We start from the raw sequence: 14,086 nt of genomic DNA on the forward strand, positions 1-14,086 counted from the left end.
GTCAGTAGCTGCCGCGAGAAAAGCAGACTGCGGGGATCGTCTTGAAGACGATGGAGACGTCGCGGATCAGCGACCAGTTCTGCACATAGTGCGTGTCGAAGGCGACGCGTGTTGCATAGGAAACGTCATTCCTGCCGCTGATCTGCCAGAGGCCGGTCAGGCCCGGCCGAGACTGCAGATAGAAGACGGCTGCGGCGTCGTAGAGTTCGAGTTCGTCTTCCACGACAGGTCGCGGGCCGACGATGCTCATTTCACCGCGGATGATGTTGATCAACTGCGGCAGTTCATCGAGGCTGAGCTTGCGCAGCACGCTGCCGACGACGGTCACCCGTGGATCGTCCTGTAGTTTGCGTGTCGCTCGCCATTCCTCGTAGGCGGCCGGATTGTTGCGAAGATGATCCTGCAAAAGCCGATCGCCGTCTGCCCGCATCGTGCGGAACTTCAGGCAGCGGAATGAGCGGCCGTTGTGGCCGATACGGCGGTGGCCGTAGAAAACGGATCCGCCATCCGAAAACTTGACGAGCGTCATCAAGAGCAGGAAGAGCGGACTGAGAAAGACAAGAGCGAGTGAAGCGGTGAAGACGTCGAAGCCGCGCTTCGAAATTCCTCCCACCGGACGATATGCTCCTGACTCTGCGGTACTGAAAAACGGCGAATTGGCCGATCGAGTCGCAGACTTCATAGAGAAGACTCCATTTACGTTGGCGATTGGTCGGTCCCCTTGGGGCGCACTCGTATCCAAGAATGAGTGTATGGTTAGGATTTGCTTTTTAAAGGCGAAAAGATGACCGGCAGCGTACGCACCTCCCGCAGACGTATATCATCAATCGCGAATATGTAATATTTCCTCGTGAACGAAGATCATCTATTCATGGATGACCAAGTGTATTCCTGAAGATGCCGATGTAATTTCCGGATGTATCGACATTACTCATGAAATAATCGACCGTACCTTGATATCAGGATGTTTGCTTTCATCTTGTATCGGAAATTTTGCCCTCTCGGTAAATTGAAATCCGTCAATTTGGTCGACGCATCTTGCGATGCAGCAATATTTTGCACTGCACGCACATAGCCGTCACCAATGCGAAGCTTGTAACAAAAGTTGATAGTGAAAGCGGATCGAAGGCCAACCTCGAGACGAACGAAACAAGGCGAAACCCACAGTGGGTGGAAACGGGAGATTCGGCCCGGTCGTTGCCAACCCCAATTCGGCCGGTGAAAATCGATTCCCTCTGCCTCTCCCGAAAGCCAAATCAAAAGCCAAATCAACGGAATTTGATTGGCACCGGCCTGTTCTAAAGGCGACATAAACATTTTCGGGGCTATAGCGGCTTATATTGCATCTGCGGCTATTGTCGGTTGAACCGGGGCGTAACCGCCAATATATTGAAACTCTGTGGTGGGAAGGGCTTTGGCTCCAATGGAGACACCAACAACAGATCCGAAAGCTAGGTAGCGCGATGTTCGCACCCCGCGTTTTTGCCAGCATGATTGGCGCCTTGACGGTCTTTGCCATCGTCACCTACCTGCTGAACGGCTCACTGACCTCGACCCTGATCCAGACCCTGATCTGCGCCGTGCTGATGCAGGTCGGCTATTTCCTGGCTGTCGTTTTCCTCGTTTGGAAGAAGGCGCGCGAACGCGACCGGCAGGCAGCCGAGAACGCCCGCACAGCGACGGACGAAAAACAGACTGGCAAGGTTTCAACCGGGCGATTGAACAGGCCCGGCCACTTCAATCCCTGACGCGCAAAAGGCGGCTTCCATTTGCCGCCGATGATACCGTCGACAAAAAAGTCAACGTTTTGACGCGGTTGCGACACGATCCCGTTGCATCTTGCGGCGCGTCGGCAAAGCAACAGCGATGCCGACCATGCCCGACGTAACGCTGGAGGCCACAATGACCGCAGCTGCAACGATGGACGTCTGTGTCATCATCGCCGCAAAAAATGCCGCCGAAACGATTGCAAGGGCCGTCGCTTCGGCGCTTGCCGAGCCCGAAACCGCCGAGGTAATCGTGATCGACGATGGTTCGACAGACACGACCGCATCGTCTGCCTTGTCGGCTGCCGATGACACAGGACGTCTGAACGTCGTTCGCTTCGAGAACAATCGCGGCCCGGCTGCTGCACGAAACCACGCGATCTCAATCAGCCGCTCGCCGATCCTCGCCATCCTCGATGCCGACGATTTCTTTCTGCCCGGCAGGCTCACCCGGCTTCTCGATGTGCCCGACTGGGATTTCGTTGCCGACAACATCGCCTTCATGGACGAGACGGCCGCCGCCAGCGCCGCGGCCGACGTCGGCCGGTTCCAGCCGGAACCACGCCTTCTCGACCTCAACGGCTTCGTCGAGGGCAATATCTCGCACCGCGGCGTGAGGCGTGGCGAGATCGGCTTTCTGAAACCGCTGATGCGGCGTGATTTTCTATCGACGCATCAGCTCGCCTACAACGAGGCCCTTCGTCTCGGCGAAGACTACGACCTCTACCTGCGAGCGCTTGCCAAAGGCGCGCGTTACAAAATCATCCACAGCTGTGGCTACGCGGCGATCGTGCGTGGCAATTCGCTCAGCGGCAGCCATCGCACCGAGGATCTGAAGAGGCTTTACGAGGCCGACCGGGGCATTCTCGCCGACAACCGATTGAGCCCCGAGGCGGCCGCCGTCATTCGCCGGCACGAACGCCATATTCGCGGGCGCTACGAGCACCGGCGTTTCCTCGATCTGAAACGCGAAGGCGGCCCGATCGCCGCCATCACCTATCTGCTCGGCAAGCCGGGGGCAATTCCTGCGGTTGCCGGTGGCATCTTTGCCGACAAGACCGAACGCATACGACCGACCGAGGCGCTTGCCGAACGCGGCAACTCGAACCGGTTGCGCTATCTGTTGCCGGCCTCGGCCGAATTGAGTTGATCGCCTTCAACGGCGCCCGTCGCGGGCGCCGTTGAATTTCTCCTAGAGATAATCGCGACGAACGGTTTCGAGAACGCCGCGGAAGCGCGCCTTGCGCTCGGCAAGGACGCGGTCTTCGCTCAGTTGCGGCTCGGCCCTGCTCGCCTGCCACAGGGCCAACGTCGAGGGAGCAGCCAGAAACTGCTTGGCGGCTCCACGCAGGAAGGTCTGCCTCGGCGGCGGCGTGCCGACGACGAGGTCGCCGTCGATCTGGCGCCGGTTCGGGTCTTCACCGTCGGTTTCAGCGATATCGAATCCCATGCCCCAAAACCTAGTGCCCTTGATCATCGCTTCAGCGCGGCTTGAAACCGGGACATGGCGCGGGCGATAGGTGACGCCGACCGTCTGCGCCCAGTCGTTCCACTTGAAGCTGTTGATGCTGTCGGATGTCGAAACCGCCACCCACGGAACCCGAAAGGCATCCGCAAGGATTGCACCGTGCATCGATTCCGCCACGATCAGCTCGGATTGGGCGATCTCCCGGATGACGGCTCCTGCCTCGCCGCGCGGGTCGATATAGTGCAGGCCAACCGTGCCGCAGGTCGTCGGCCACATGCCGGCGATCGCGCTTTCCCAATGGGGAACGAAACTGCGCTTGTGGATCTTCGGCAGGTTCCGGAATTCCGGCATCTCGGCAACCATCACGGCCGGATCGATGATGCCAAGTTCGGGCGAGACTCCGACCTTCTCGGCGGTTAGCGGCCCGCGTACACAGCGGACGTCCCACTCCGCCTTGTCGCGCATATCCGGAAGCGTGCCATAGCCGAAGCCACTGCCGAGCACGAGTTTTCGCATACCGTCGGGCAGTAACGCTCGGTTGAGCACCGTACCGACGCCGACGAGCAGGATGTCGTCATGGCTGTCGCGGAAACCAGGCAAGAGGAAATCCCAGAGCCAAAGATTGAGGTCGTCTCCGAAATTGCCGTGATGTGATTCCCAATAATAGGGCTTCATGAGCGGTCCCTTCTCTCAAATGAAAATGTGTCCGGCACCGCAAGCGGCGTCTCTGTTCCCTCCTGAGGGATGCTGTCTTCGTGATCAGCGTTGCGGTGATAGTTTGCCGACGGCCAGTTGGAGGGCGCTTTGCAGCAATTTCGGATCGCGCCACACCCAGCGCGCCAGGAGCCTGAACTGCGGCGATTGCTTGCGGCGCAGCCGCCGCGCCTGGCTCCACAGCGCCTGTCGGCGGGCCGTGTGCTGGTAGGAGCGGATCGAAGCGATTTCCTGTGGGCGGCGCGAAAACCGGCCCTCGAGCGTTTCAAGCGCCACGAAGGTGTTGAACTGCTGCTGCAAGAATTCCGGCGAATCGTTGTCGATCGAATGGAAGATGTTGATGCCTTCGCCGCGCTCGGCACCGGCCGCATCGCAAAGCACAACGCGCCTGGCCGCAAGCACGCAGTCGCAGAAGAACAGCACATCTTCGGCGGCCAGCCGCAAGGCTGCATCGAAGCGGATATTTTCGAACAGCGCGCGCCCGATCACCATGCAGGACAGATGCAGGAAGCTCCAGTTTCTCAGCATCACCTGTGAAAGATCGGGAATTTCCACCACCAGCGGGGTCTGCTGCAGGCGAATGCAGGTGTCGCTCTTCAGGAGATCGGCAACGCCGAAATGATAGTAGAATGCATCGCCGCCCGAGATCGATGCCCAGTAGCAATCGGCATCGTAGCGCGTCAGGCTTTGATAGGCATTCTTCAGGTGATCCGGCGTCCAGATGTCGTCGGAATCGAGGAACGCCACGTATTCCGCATCGTGAGGAACATGGTCGAGCCCGGTGTTGCGTGCACCGCCCGGCCCCTGGTTGGGCTGGCGTATAATGGTGATGCGCGCGCGCAGGTCTTCACCAAGCGGAGCCAGTTCCTCATCGACCGAATAGGGCGACTGATCGTCGACAACCAAGACGTGAAAGTCCTGGAATGTCTGGGCGAACACGGACTTGAGCGCCCGCCGAAGAATGCCCGGCTCCTTCTGGTAGTAAGGGATAATAATCGTAAGCTTTGCCATCTTTTCGCCCCTGCGGTTTCTCTACAAAGAGTCTTGCGTGGTCACCTCCCACCGGGTCGCGGCCGTATGTCTATCGCCTGTCCTTTGCCTCTTATTCTTTCAAAGGACTCACGGGATGTTCGCCATGCCCTCCACCGTCAATGCCAAATCCGTCACCCGTAACGTCGGCTGGAGCGTGCTCTCAAAGACAGGCACATTCGGGCTGAAATTTGTCACCGTGCCTATTCTGGCGCGCATCCTGACGCCTGAAGAGTTCGGAACGGTCGCGGTCGCGCTCACTGTCGTGCAGTTTCTGGCGATGATCGGCGGTGCCGGTCTCGCCTCCGCGCTGATCATTCAACGCGAGGAGGAAATGGAACTTGTCCACTCGGCCTTCTGGGCGAATCTGGCGATTTCCGTGGCCATGGCGCTTGGCCTTTTCGTCTTTGCCGCCCCACTCGCAACGCTGCTCGGCGCGCCTGACGCCACCTACCTTCTGCAGATCATGAGTCTGCTTATCCCGCTTCAGCTTGGCGGGGATGTCGCCTATGCGCTTCTCGCCCGGCGCATGAATTTCAGCAAGGATGCGGCCTGGAGCATGATTTCGGAAACGGTTGGCGCACTCGTCGCCGTTATCATGGCGCTTGCGGGCTTCGGTATCTGGTCGCTCTTGGGACAGCTCTTCGTATCGGCATTGATCCGCCTTGCGGGGCTCTATGCCGTTTCCGGCTACATTCCGAAGCTGGTCTTTTCGTTCCGGCGCGTATGGACATTAAGCCGATTCAGCCTCGGCATGATGGGCTCGGAATTCGCCAACTTCATCACCTTCCAGTCGCCGATGGTGGTGATTTCCCGCTATCTCGGTCTTTCCGATGCGGGCGCCTATTCCGCCGCCAACCGCTTTTCCAGCATTCCCAACCAGATCGTGCTTTCAGCCGTCATGGGTGTGCTTTTCCCAGCCTTCAGCCACATGGGCGAGGATCGCCAGCGCCGCTCCCAGGCGCTCATGCTGAGCACGCAGGTGACCACGGTGCTGCTTGCACCGATGATGTTCGGGCTGTGGGCACTCGCCGAGCCAGCGATGCTCGTGCTCTTCGGCAGCCAATGGGCGGCGGCATGGCCGGTTCTCGGCCTTCTGGCCCTGTCCAAGGGCATCCTCACGCCGTGCAGCACTTACGTGCCATACCTCAAGGGCATCGGCCAGGGGGCGGTTCTGTTCTGGTGGGCAGTGATCCGGGCGATCGTCACCACCGGCGCAGTCGCCTATGGCGCTATCAACGGCTCGCTGATCGAGGCGATGATCGCCCTTTGCATCGTCAACGTCCTGACGCTCGTCGGATATTCCTGGGTGGTCTTCCGGGCTGACGGCATGCCGTTCTTCAGAGGTTTCTTCGTCTCGACCAGACCAATGTTTGCAGCCTTTGCCATGGCGCTTACGGTGCGCCTCCTCCTTGAGCGCTTCGGTTCGCACGTTCCCAATGCCATCATGCAGGTGCTCGTCGGCGCCGCCATCGGCGGTGGCATCTACCTCATTCTGATGGTTCTGACGGAGCGCAAACTGCTGGTGAAGCTTCAGCAAATGATCCGTCAGCGCGGCGCAGCGGCACCGGCTCCAGAACCTGCGGAATGATATGGGTTAGCGAACTGCGATGTGCCTCACACTCGCCGCAATTCTCACCGCGGGAGGCAAAAAACCTTGAATTGACAATGATCAACGAAAAAAAGTCTGCCATTTTTGCTGGCAATTATCCGACGTAAACTCAACCCAAGGATACACTTCATTAGAATATGAGCATGTTGCGCAACATGCGACAAGCGGTGAGCTTTTGACGATTGCAGCGGTCAATTCGCTTTCAATTTGCGGTGAATTCGAAATGTGGCGAATGCTGCACCGCAGCAAATCATGGCCGATTCTTTTGCTGCAGCGCCATATTTTCAGCCACGCCCCTGCCCTAGCTTAAGTGATGCGGGCTCTAGTCTGCTCTGTTGAAACGGCGCCGAAAATGGCGCTGGCAGATAGGAGTGACGGATATCGTGGCTATGGACGCGAATATTTCCTCGCGGATCAATCTGATGCGCATCGTGCTGATCTCAGGCATCGTCTTCGTACATGTGCCGCATGATCCGCAGACGAGCCCCTTCCTCGGCACCTATGGGTTCTGGGACTGGCTGCGCGTGTTTCTGGGCGACAGCCTCTTTCGCGTCGGCGTTCCCTGCCTCAGCGCGATCTCCGGCTATCTCCTGTTCCGCCGCGGCCTGGAGACGTTCGACTACGGCAAGACGCTTCGGACCAAAGCGCGCACGGTATTGCTTCCCTTCCTCCTGTGGAACCTTGCCTTTCTGGCGCTGGTCTATGCCGCGCAGCTCAAAAACATCGGTTTCGGCTACCTCCCGGATGTGGTGAATGCCAGCCCGCGCGAATGGCTGAGTCTCGCGTTTGCGCTCGAGGGACTGCCGGTCAACGTGCCGCTCTATTTCCTGCGCGATCTGTTGCTTTGCATCCTGCTCTCGCCAGCGCTCGCCTGGCTGATCAAGCGCTATCCGCTGCAGGCGCTTGGCCTGCTGCTTGCCTACGCGGTGCTTCCGCTGCCGAACGGTATCTTCCTGAAGAAATCGATCCTGTTCGGCTTCTCAACCGGTATCTATCTGAGCCTGCACCGCATCGACGTTAAGCGGCTCGATCCCTATGCGCGATCGATCACCGCCCTCTTCCTCGCCGCTGCCGTCGCGCTGTCGATCGTTCTCTACCAGACAGGCCCCGAGTTCCCCGCCTGGGTCGATATGCTGCGCAGCCTGACGGCCCTTTCCGGCATCGTCGGTTCCTGGGCCGTATCCGCGCTTCTCATGCGCACCAGGCTCGGCGAACGGCTGGCGCGCTCCGGCGGCCTCAGCTTCTGGATCTTCTGCGCCCACTACCCCCTGCTCATCCTTTTCTGGATGGTGTGGAACCGCACCGGGTTCACCGACTACCGTCTGTTCTACTTCGTGATCCCCTTCATCACGATTGCCCTTCTCGTTGCCGCGCATGCTTACGCCAAGCGCCTCGCACCGGGTTTCACCGCCGTCCTGACCGGCAGCCGCACCGACGCCTCCCGAGCCGATGCGCGCCCGGACACCGGACGTCGCACCGACTACTCCCCTCAGCAAAGGACCTGACCATGAGATCGATCAGACCTCACCGCCTCGCCCTGCTCACGATACTCCTTGCCGGGATTGCCGGCTCTGCATCAGCTCAGCAAGGCGCCACCGGCACCTCGTTCCTCGACAATTTCGACGCGCTCGACACCGGCCACTGGTATGTCTCCGATGGCTGGAACAACGGCCCACACCAGAACTGCACATGGTCGAAGGATCAGGCGATGGTCGTCGACGGCGTCCTTGAGCTCAAGTTCGAGGAAGGCAAAAAGGGCGAGCGCAACTATGCCTGCGGTGAAGTCCAGACCCGCAAGCGCTTCGGCTACGGCACCTACGAAGCCCGCATCAAGGCAGCCGACGGATCCGGGCTGAACTCGGCTTTCTTCACTTACATCGGTCCCGCCGACAAGAAGCCGCATGACGAGATCGACTTCGAGGTGCTCGGCAAGAACCCGGCCAAGGTGCAGCTCAACCAATATGTCTCGGCCAAGGGCGGCAACGAGAAGCTCGCAGACGTACCGGGCGGCGCCAATCAGGGCTTCAACGACTACGCCTTCGTCTGGGAGAAGGAGCGGATCCGCTACTACGTCAATGGCGAACTGGTTCACGAAGTGACCGATCCCGCCAAGATCCCGACCAACGCCCAGAAGATCTTCTTCAGCCTGTGGGGCACTGACACGCTCAGCGATTGGATGGGCACCTTCAATTACAAGGGACCGACGGCGCTGCAGGTCGACCGGATCGCCTTCACTGCGCCCGGTGACAAGTGCCAGTTCGCCGAATCCGTCGCCTGCAAACTGGACTGAGGACACCACCGCACCGCCGCATCCGTGCATCGCGCCACCACTGGCGCGTTGCACGATTTCTTGAATGACGCTTGGCTCGGGCTGAGCAGGAAGACGGACGTTTTCATGCTGAAGGTACTCTATCTGGCACAGGATCTGGCTGACCCCGCGGTGCGCCGTCGTGTCCTGATGCTGAAAGCGGGGGGTGCACGCGTAACACTCGCAGGCTTTCGCCGGGGCGCAAACGCGCTGGCGGCCATCGAGGGCATCGACCCGATCGAGCTCGGCACGACCCGCGATGGCCGCTTCGGCCAGCGGATCGCAGCGGTCGCCAAGGCATGCCTGTCCCTGCCGGCGAAGTTGCGTGCAGTCGACCGGCCCGACGTGATCATCGCACGCAACCTCGACATGCTCGCCGTCGCCAACAAGGCAGTCGGCATGTTCGGCGGCTTTGTTCCTGTCGTCTATGAATGCCTCGACATTCACCGCCTGCTTCTGCGCGACGATGTGGCCGGGCGTGCGGTGCGTGCCAGCGAAGCCTACCTCGGGCGCAATGCGCGGCTTTTGATCACCAGCTCGCCCGCCTTCGTCGAGCATTATTTCCGCCCGCTCTCCGGGCTGGAAACGCCGGTCATGCTGCTTGAGAACAAGGTGCTTGAACTCGGCGAGCGCGGCGATCCGCCACTTGCAACAGTCACCACATCGCGACCGGACGAACCCTGGCGGATCGGCTGGTTCGGCGCGCTGCGCTGCCGCAAATCACTCGCACTGCTTTCCGCATTTTCCCGGCGTATGGACGGCCGCTTCAAGATCGTCCTTCGCGGCCGGCCGGCCTATTCCGAATTCGACGATTTCGACGGCTTTGTGCGCGATGAACCGCACATGACCTTCCACGGCCCTTATCGCAGCCCGGAGGACCTCGGCGCCATCTACGACGAGGTCGACTTCACCTGGGCGATCGATTTTTTCGAGGAAGGCCAGAATTCCAGATGGCTGCTTCCGAACCGGCTCTACGAGGGATGCCGATTTGGTCGGGTGCCGATCGCCATGCGCGGGACGGAGACCGCACGCTTTCTCGCAGTCCGCGGCCTCGGCTTTCTGCTCGATGAAGCCGAGCCGGACAATCTGGTTTCACTTCTCGGCGACGTCGACGCGGGCCGCTACGCCGATGCGTCTGATCGCGTGCGCGCCTGCAATTCCGACACATGGGTCTTTGGTCGCAACGATTGCGAGAACCTCGTCAGGCGCCTTTCGGCAATCACGTCGACGGCTCCCGAGCCTGCAGCACCCCTTTCCCCCGTCCGTCAAAACGAAGGTGGTTTGTCATGAACACAACAGATCTGACGTCGACGCGCAGTCTGATCGTCATCCCCTGCCTCAACGAGGCAGACCATATCGAAATCCTGGTGGACAAGCTTCGCCCATCGCTCCGCCCGCTCAACGCGGTCATCCTGATTGCCGATGGCGGCAGCACCGATGGCACACGCGAAATCGCAGCGCGGCTCGCTGAAGGCGATCCGGCCGTCCTGATGCTCGACAATCCCAGGCGCATCCAGAGTGCCGCAATCAATCTGGCGGTCACTGAATTTGGCGGCTCGTTCGATTTTCTGATCCGAATCGATGCGCACGGCACCTATCCTGACGATTACTGCCAGAGACTGGTCGACGAGGTGATCTCCACCGGCGCCGACTCCGTCGTCGTTGCCATGGAGACTGTCGGCTTCACGCCCTTCCAGAAGGCGACCGCCTACGCCCAGAATTCCAAGCTCGGAAATGGCGGTGCCAAGCATCGGCTCGGAGCCACAAGCCATTGGGCCGACCACGGCCATCACGCCCTGATGCGCATTCAAGCCTTCAAGGCAATCGGCGGTTACGACGAAAGCTTCAGCCACAACGAAGACGCCGAGTTCGACTATCGCTTCCGCCAGGCCGGCTACCGCATCTGGATGACCGACCGGACGAGCATGGTCTATTACCCCCGTGCCAAGGTCGGCCCGCTGTTCCGGCAGTACTTCAGCTACGGCCGAGGGCGCGCCCGCAATGTGTTGAAGCACCGTGTGGTGCCTAGCCTCAGGCAATTGCTGCCGCTTGCGGTCGCACCGGTGGCAATCGGCGCTTTGCTGGCCGTGATCAACTGGGTTGCCGTCGTCCCGGTCGTGCTCTGGGCCGCAGCCTGCATCGGCTACGGTGCCTGGATGGCACTCGGCCAGAAAAACCCCTACGGGCCGCTTGCTGCTATCTCGGCCATGGTGATGCACTTCGCCTGGTCGGCCGGGTTCTGGCGCGAATTACTCGACCTTCGCAACAGGCGGGTCGCACCATGATTGAGGCCGCTACCCAAATGCCCGTGGATATCAGGGTCGATATCGCGGTCTGCACCTTTCGCCGGCCCGAGCTTGCCGAAACCCTGCGCTCTCTGGCCTCCATCACGGTGCCTGAGGGAACGGCGATCCGGATCATCGTCGCCGACAACGACGTCGAGCCAAGCGCTGCCGGGCTTGTCGACGCCTTGCGCTCGGAGGTTCCCTTCGAGATCGACTATGTGCACTGCCCGGCAGGCAACATCTCCATCGCGCGCAACGCCTGCCTCGACAACGCCACGGGCGACTACCTTGCCTTCGTCGACGATGACGAAACCGTCTCGCTCGACTGGCTCATGCGCCTGCTGGAAACGGCCGCTGTCACAGGGGCCGAGGCCGTTCTCGGTCCGGTTCGAGCAGGGTACGACCTTGATGCTCCCTCCTGGATGCGGCGCGGTGATTTTCATTCGACACGACCGGTCTGGGTCGGCGGCCAGATTGTTACGGGCTACACCTGCAATGTCCTGCTCGATCGCAAAAGACCAGCACTCGCCGGCCGGCGTTTCAACCTGGCGCTTGGCAAGACCGGCGGTGAGGACACTGAGTTCTTCACCCATATGCATGGGGATGGTGGCCGCCTCGCCTATGCGCCGGATGCCCTGGTCTACGAGATCGTGCCGGAAAAACGCGCCAGTTTCGAATGGCTGGCAAGACGACGTTTTCGTTCCGGCCAGACCCATGGGCGCCTGTTGACGCAAGCCGCAGTGGGTGGCCGCAAGGCAGCGGAGGTCGTTCGCGCCACTGCCAAGTCCGGGTATTGCGCGACCGCAAGCCTGCTTTTCGTCGCCTCGCCTGTCGTCCGCTCGCGCTATGCGCTGCGCGCCATCATGCATGCCGGCGTCGTAAGCGGCCTCTTCGGCATTCGCGAGCTTGAGCAATACGGCGCCTCGGAAGTGGCAGCGCGATGATGAAGAGCAATCCCGATGTCAGCTTTGTCATCGCCGCATTCAGGGCGGCGGATACGATCGCGCGGGCCATCGACAGTGCGCTTGCCCAGGAAGATGTCGAGATCGAGGTGATCGTCGTCGACGACGCTTCGCCGGATGAAACTGCGGCCGTCGTCGAAGCGATGACCGATCCGCGCATCCGGCTAATCCGGCTCCCGGCCAATCAGGGCCCCGGTGGCGCGCGCAATGCCGGCCTCGACGCGGCGCGCGGCGACTGGGTCGCCATTCTCGATGCCGACGATACCGTTCGGCCGGGACGATTGGCCCGAATGATCGCGCGAGCACGCAGCGAAACCGCCGATATCGCCGTCGACAATCTGGAGGTCCTGAATCTCGATGGCCGACGCGAGCGGATGTTTGCCGACGCTACGCTAGAGAAGACGCCGATCCTCACCCTTGCGGCCTTCATCGGCTCCAACGTGCTTTTCCGTTCGACCTACAATTTCGGCTACATGAAGCCAATCTTCGCGCGACGGTTTCTCGAACAGAAGCGACTGCGCTTCAGGCAAGATATCCGCATCGGCGAAGACTATATCCTGCTGGCCTCGGCCCTTGCCGAGGGCGGACGATGCGTCGTCGATCCGTCGGCCGGCTACCGCTATCACATCCGTGAAGGCTCTATTTCGCGCGTGTTGGAACTGCACCACGTCGATGCGATGATCGCCGCCGACGCGGCATTCCTCAACACCCACATGGTCAACGCAGGTGCAATGGCAATGCAGCGCAAGCGCAGCCGCAGCCTTCAAGAGGCGCGCGCCTTCCTGTCACTCGTTGAACACCTGAAATCCAGATCGCTGGGCAGCGCCATCAAGACGGCACTCTCCAGCCCCCGCGCGCTCCGGCATCTCCGGATGCCGATCGCCGCGCGACTGCGCCGCTTCGTTGCGCCGCTGTCGCGCTTGAAGCCCGCCACGATGACAGTGGCGGCTGAACGATCCACCTCGGGCAAATGCCCCCACACGAAAAAAGGATAATGCCATGGACCGTATCAGAACTGTCAGAAAAGCAGTTATTCCGGTTGCCGGCAACGGCACGCGTTTCCTTCCCGCCACCAAGGCCGTGCCGAAAGAGATGCTGACGATCGTCGATCGCCCGGTCGTCCAATATGCCGTCGATGAAGCCCGCCAGGCCGGCATCGAACACATCGTCTTCGTCACCAGCCGAAACAAGCAGGCGATCGAAGACCACTTCGACGATACACCCGAGCTGATTTCGTCACTGACACGTTCGGGCAAGAACGCCCAGATTTCCGAGCTCGAAAGCATGCTGCCGAAAGCTGGCTCCGTCAGCTTCACCCGGCAACAGGCGCCGCTTGGCCTCGGCCACGCCGTCTGGTGTGCGCGCGACCTGATCGGCGACGAGCCTTTCGCGCTGCTCCTGCCCGACATGCTTTCCTATGGTGCGCGCGGCTGCATGGCCGGTTTGATGGATCTCTATCGTCAAACCGGCGGCAACGTCGTCGGCGTCGAGCAGTGCGCGCCCGAGGATGCCTCGAAGTATGGCATAGTCGGCAAGGGATCGGCCGTACCGCATGGTTTCACCGTCACCGAAATGGTCGAAAAGCCGCGCGCTGGCGAAGCACCGTCGAACTTCTACCTCAACGGCCGCTACGTGCTTCAGCCCGAAATCTTCGGCATTCTCGCCCGCCAGCAGCGCGGCGCCGGCAACGAGATCCAGCTGACGGACGGCATGCTGAAACTCTCGAAAGACCAGTCGTTCCACGCCCATCCCTATGATGGCCGGACTTTCGATTGCGGCTCCAAGCATGGGTTCATCGAGGCGAATGTCGCCTTCGCCCTTGCCCGTCAGGATATCGGCGAGCAGGTCTACGAATCCGTCAGGGACATGGTTTTGTCTCACGAAGGCCGCATCCGCGCGGCATAAACCCGGCTCCGGCGCCCGAACAAGGGCGCCGGCCGAT

The 14,086-nt window shown here is 60.7% G+C and carries 13 protein-coding genes; 10 read left to right on the forward strand and 3 right to left on the reverse strand.

Annotation, left to right across the window (positions count from 1 at the left end):
- Position 1: 1 nt before the first annotated feature.
- Positions 2-682 (reverse strand): sugar transferase, encoded by a 681-nt coding sequence (locus AC1Q80_RS14930; RefSeq protein ID WP_173422169.1) that lies wholly within the window; start codon positions 680-682, stop codon positions 2-4.
- A gap of 781 nt (positions 683-1,463) precedes the next feature.
- On the opposite strand from AC1Q80_RS14930, the gene AC1Q80_RS14935 reads away from it, so the two are divergent.
- The gene (locus tag AC1Q80_RS14935; protein ID WP_492360907.1) at positions 1,464-1,748 is read left to right on the forward strand and encodes an exopolysaccharide production repressor protein; all 285 of its coding nucleotides are present in this window, start codon (positions 1,464-1,466) and stop codon (positions 1,746-1,748) included.
- A gap of 154 nt (positions 1,749-1,902) precedes the next feature.
- Positions 1,903-2,916 carry a glycosyltransferase family 2 protein gene (locus tag AC1Q80_RS14940; protein ID WP_492360908.1) on the forward strand — a complete coding sequence of 338 codons (1,014 nt, stop codon included), beginning with the start codon at positions 1,903-1,905 and terminating at the stop codon, positions 2,914-2,916.
- 42 nt (positions 2,917-2,958) lie between these two features.
- Here AC1Q80_RS14940 and AC1Q80_RS14945 read toward each other — a convergent pair whose 3' ends face one another.
- Together AC1Q80_RS14945 and AC1Q80_RS14950 are read right to left on the reverse strand one after the other, a co-directional pair.
- Entirely contained in the window at positions 2,959-3,909 is a 951-nt protein-coding gene (locus AC1Q80_RS14945; RefSeq protein WP_492360909.1) for a polysaccharide pyruvyl transferase family protein, read from the reverse strand.
- An 84-nt stretch (positions 3,910-3,993) separates the two neighbouring features.
- Positions 3,994-4,959, reverse strand: coding sequence for a glycosyltransferase family 2 protein (locus AC1Q80_RS14950; RefSeq protein WP_492360910.1), 966 nt, complete (start codon positions 4,957-4,959; stop codon positions 3,994-3,996).
- A 124-nt stretch (positions 4,960-5,083) separates the two neighbouring features.
- On the opposite strand from AC1Q80_RS14950, the gene AC1Q80_RS14955 reads away from it, so the two are divergent.
- The 8 genes from AC1Q80_RS14955 to AC1Q80_RS14990 all read left to right on the forward strand — a co-directional run bounded on the left by AC1Q80_RS14955 (position 5,084) and on the right by AC1Q80_RS14990 (position 14,049).
- Positions 5,084-6,568, forward strand: coding sequence for a lipopolysaccharide biosynthesis protein (locus AC1Q80_RS14955; protein ID WP_492360911.1), 1,485 nt, complete (start codon positions 5,084-5,086; stop codon positions 6,566-6,568).
- A gap of 410 nt (positions 6,569-6,978) precedes the next feature.
- The gene (locus tag AC1Q80_RS14960; RefSeq protein WP_492360912.1) at positions 6,979-8,094 is read left to right on the forward strand and encodes an acyltransferase family protein; all 1,116 of its coding nucleotides are present in this window, start codon (positions 6,979-6,981) and stop codon (positions 8,092-8,094) included.
- A gap of 2 nt (positions 8,095-8,096) precedes the next feature.
- Entirely contained in the window at positions 8,097-8,879 is a 783-nt protein-coding gene (gene exoK, locus AC1Q80_RS14965; RefSeq protein WP_492360913.1) for an endo-1,3-1,4-beta-glycanase ExoK, read from the forward strand.
- A gap of 105 nt (positions 8,880-8,984) precedes the next feature.
- The gene (locus AC1Q80_RS14970) at positions 8,985-10,187 is read left to right on the forward strand and encodes a glycosyltransferase family protein (protein ID WP_492360914.1); all 1,203 of its coding nucleotides are present in this window, start codon (positions 8,985-8,987) and stop codon (positions 10,185-10,187) included.
- Entirely contained in the window at positions 10,184-11,182 is a 999-nt protein-coding gene (locus AC1Q80_RS14975) for a glycosyltransferase family 2 protein (protein WP_492360915.1), read from the forward strand. The genes AC1Q80_RS14970 and AC1Q80_RS14975 overlap by 4 nt, the downstream gene beginning before the upstream one ends.
- Positions 11,179-12,126, forward strand: a complete 948-nt coding sequence (locus tag AC1Q80_RS14980) for a glycosyltransferase family 2 protein (RefSeq protein WP_492360916.1) — start codon at positions 11,179-11,181, stop codon at positions 12,124-12,126. Before AC1Q80_RS14975 ends, AC1Q80_RS14980 begins: the two co-directional genes overlap by 4 nt.
- A complete protein-coding gene (locus tag AC1Q80_RS14985; RefSeq protein WP_492361079.1) occupies positions 12,126-13,139 on the forward strand; it encodes a glycosyltransferase family 2 protein in 1,014 nt (337 codons plus the stop codon). The genes AC1Q80_RS14980 and AC1Q80_RS14985 overlap by 1 nt, the downstream gene beginning before the upstream one ends.
- A 4-nt stretch (positions 13,140-13,143) precedes the next feature.
- Complete coding sequence (locus AC1Q80_RS14990; protein WP_492360917.1) at positions 13,144-14,049, forward strand: UTP--glucose-1-phosphate uridylyltransferase; 906 nt, start codon at positions 13,144-13,146, stop codon at positions 14,047-14,049.
- Positions 14,050-14,086 lie beyond the last annotated feature (37 nt).

The sequence above is a fragment of the Ensifer sp. GW823-FHT05D09 genome (assembly GCF_058795755.1).

What these genes read in the sequence shown, in the direction of transcription:
- AC1Q80_RS14930 (WP_173422169.1), bottom strand. Translation starts at nt 682, where the DNA reads ATGAAGTCTGCGACTCGATCGGCCAATTCGCCGTTTTTCAGTACCGCA.
- AC1Q80_RS14935 (WP_492360907.1), top strand. Translation starts at nt 1,464, where the DNA reads ATGTTCGCACCCCGCGTTTTTGCCAGCATGATTGGCGCCTTGACGGTC.
- AC1Q80_RS14940 (WP_492360908.1), top strand. Translation starts at nt 1,903, where the DNA reads ATGACCGCAGCTGCAACGATGGACGTCTGTGTCATCATCGCCGCAAAA.
- AC1Q80_RS14945 (WP_492360909.1), bottom strand. Translation starts at nt 3,909, where the DNA reads ATGAAGCCCTATTATTGGGAATCACATCACGGCAATTTCGGAGACGAC.
- AC1Q80_RS14950 (WP_492360910.1), bottom strand. Translation starts at nt 4,959, where the DNA reads ATGGCAAAGCTTACGATTATTATCCCTTACTACCAGAAGGAGCCGGGC.
- AC1Q80_RS14955 (WP_492360911.1), top strand. Translation starts at nt 5,084, where the DNA reads ATGCCCTCCACCGTCAATGCCAAATCCGTCACCCGTAACGTCGGCTGG.
- AC1Q80_RS14960 (WP_492360912.1), top strand. Translation starts at nt 6,979, where the DNA reads ATGGACGCGAATATTTCCTCGCGGATCAATCTGATGCGCATCGTGCTG.
- exoK (WP_492360913.1), top strand. Translation starts at nt 8,097, where the DNA reads ATGAGATCGATCAGACCTCACCGCCTCGCCCTGCTCACGATACTCCTT.
- AC1Q80_RS14970 (WP_492360914.1), top strand. Translation starts at nt 8,985, where the DNA reads ATGCTGAAGGTACTCTATCTGGCACAGGATCTGGCTGACCCCGCGGTG.
- AC1Q80_RS14975 (WP_492360915.1), top strand. Translation starts at nt 10,184, where the DNA reads ATGAACACAACAGATCTGACGTCGACGCGCAGTCTGATCGTCATCCCC.
- AC1Q80_RS14980 (WP_492360916.1), top strand. Translation starts at nt 11,179, where the DNA reads ATGATTGAGGCCGCTACCCAAATGCCCGTGGATATCAGGGTCGATATC.
- AC1Q80_RS14985 (WP_492361079.1), top strand. Translation starts at nt 12,126, where the DNA reads ATGAAGAGCAATCCCGATGTCAGCTTTGTCATCGCCGCATTCAGGGCG.
- AC1Q80_RS14990 (WP_492360917.1), top strand. Translation starts at nt 13,144, where the DNA reads ATGGACCGTATCAGAACTGTCAGAAAAGCAGTTATTCCGGTTGCCGGC.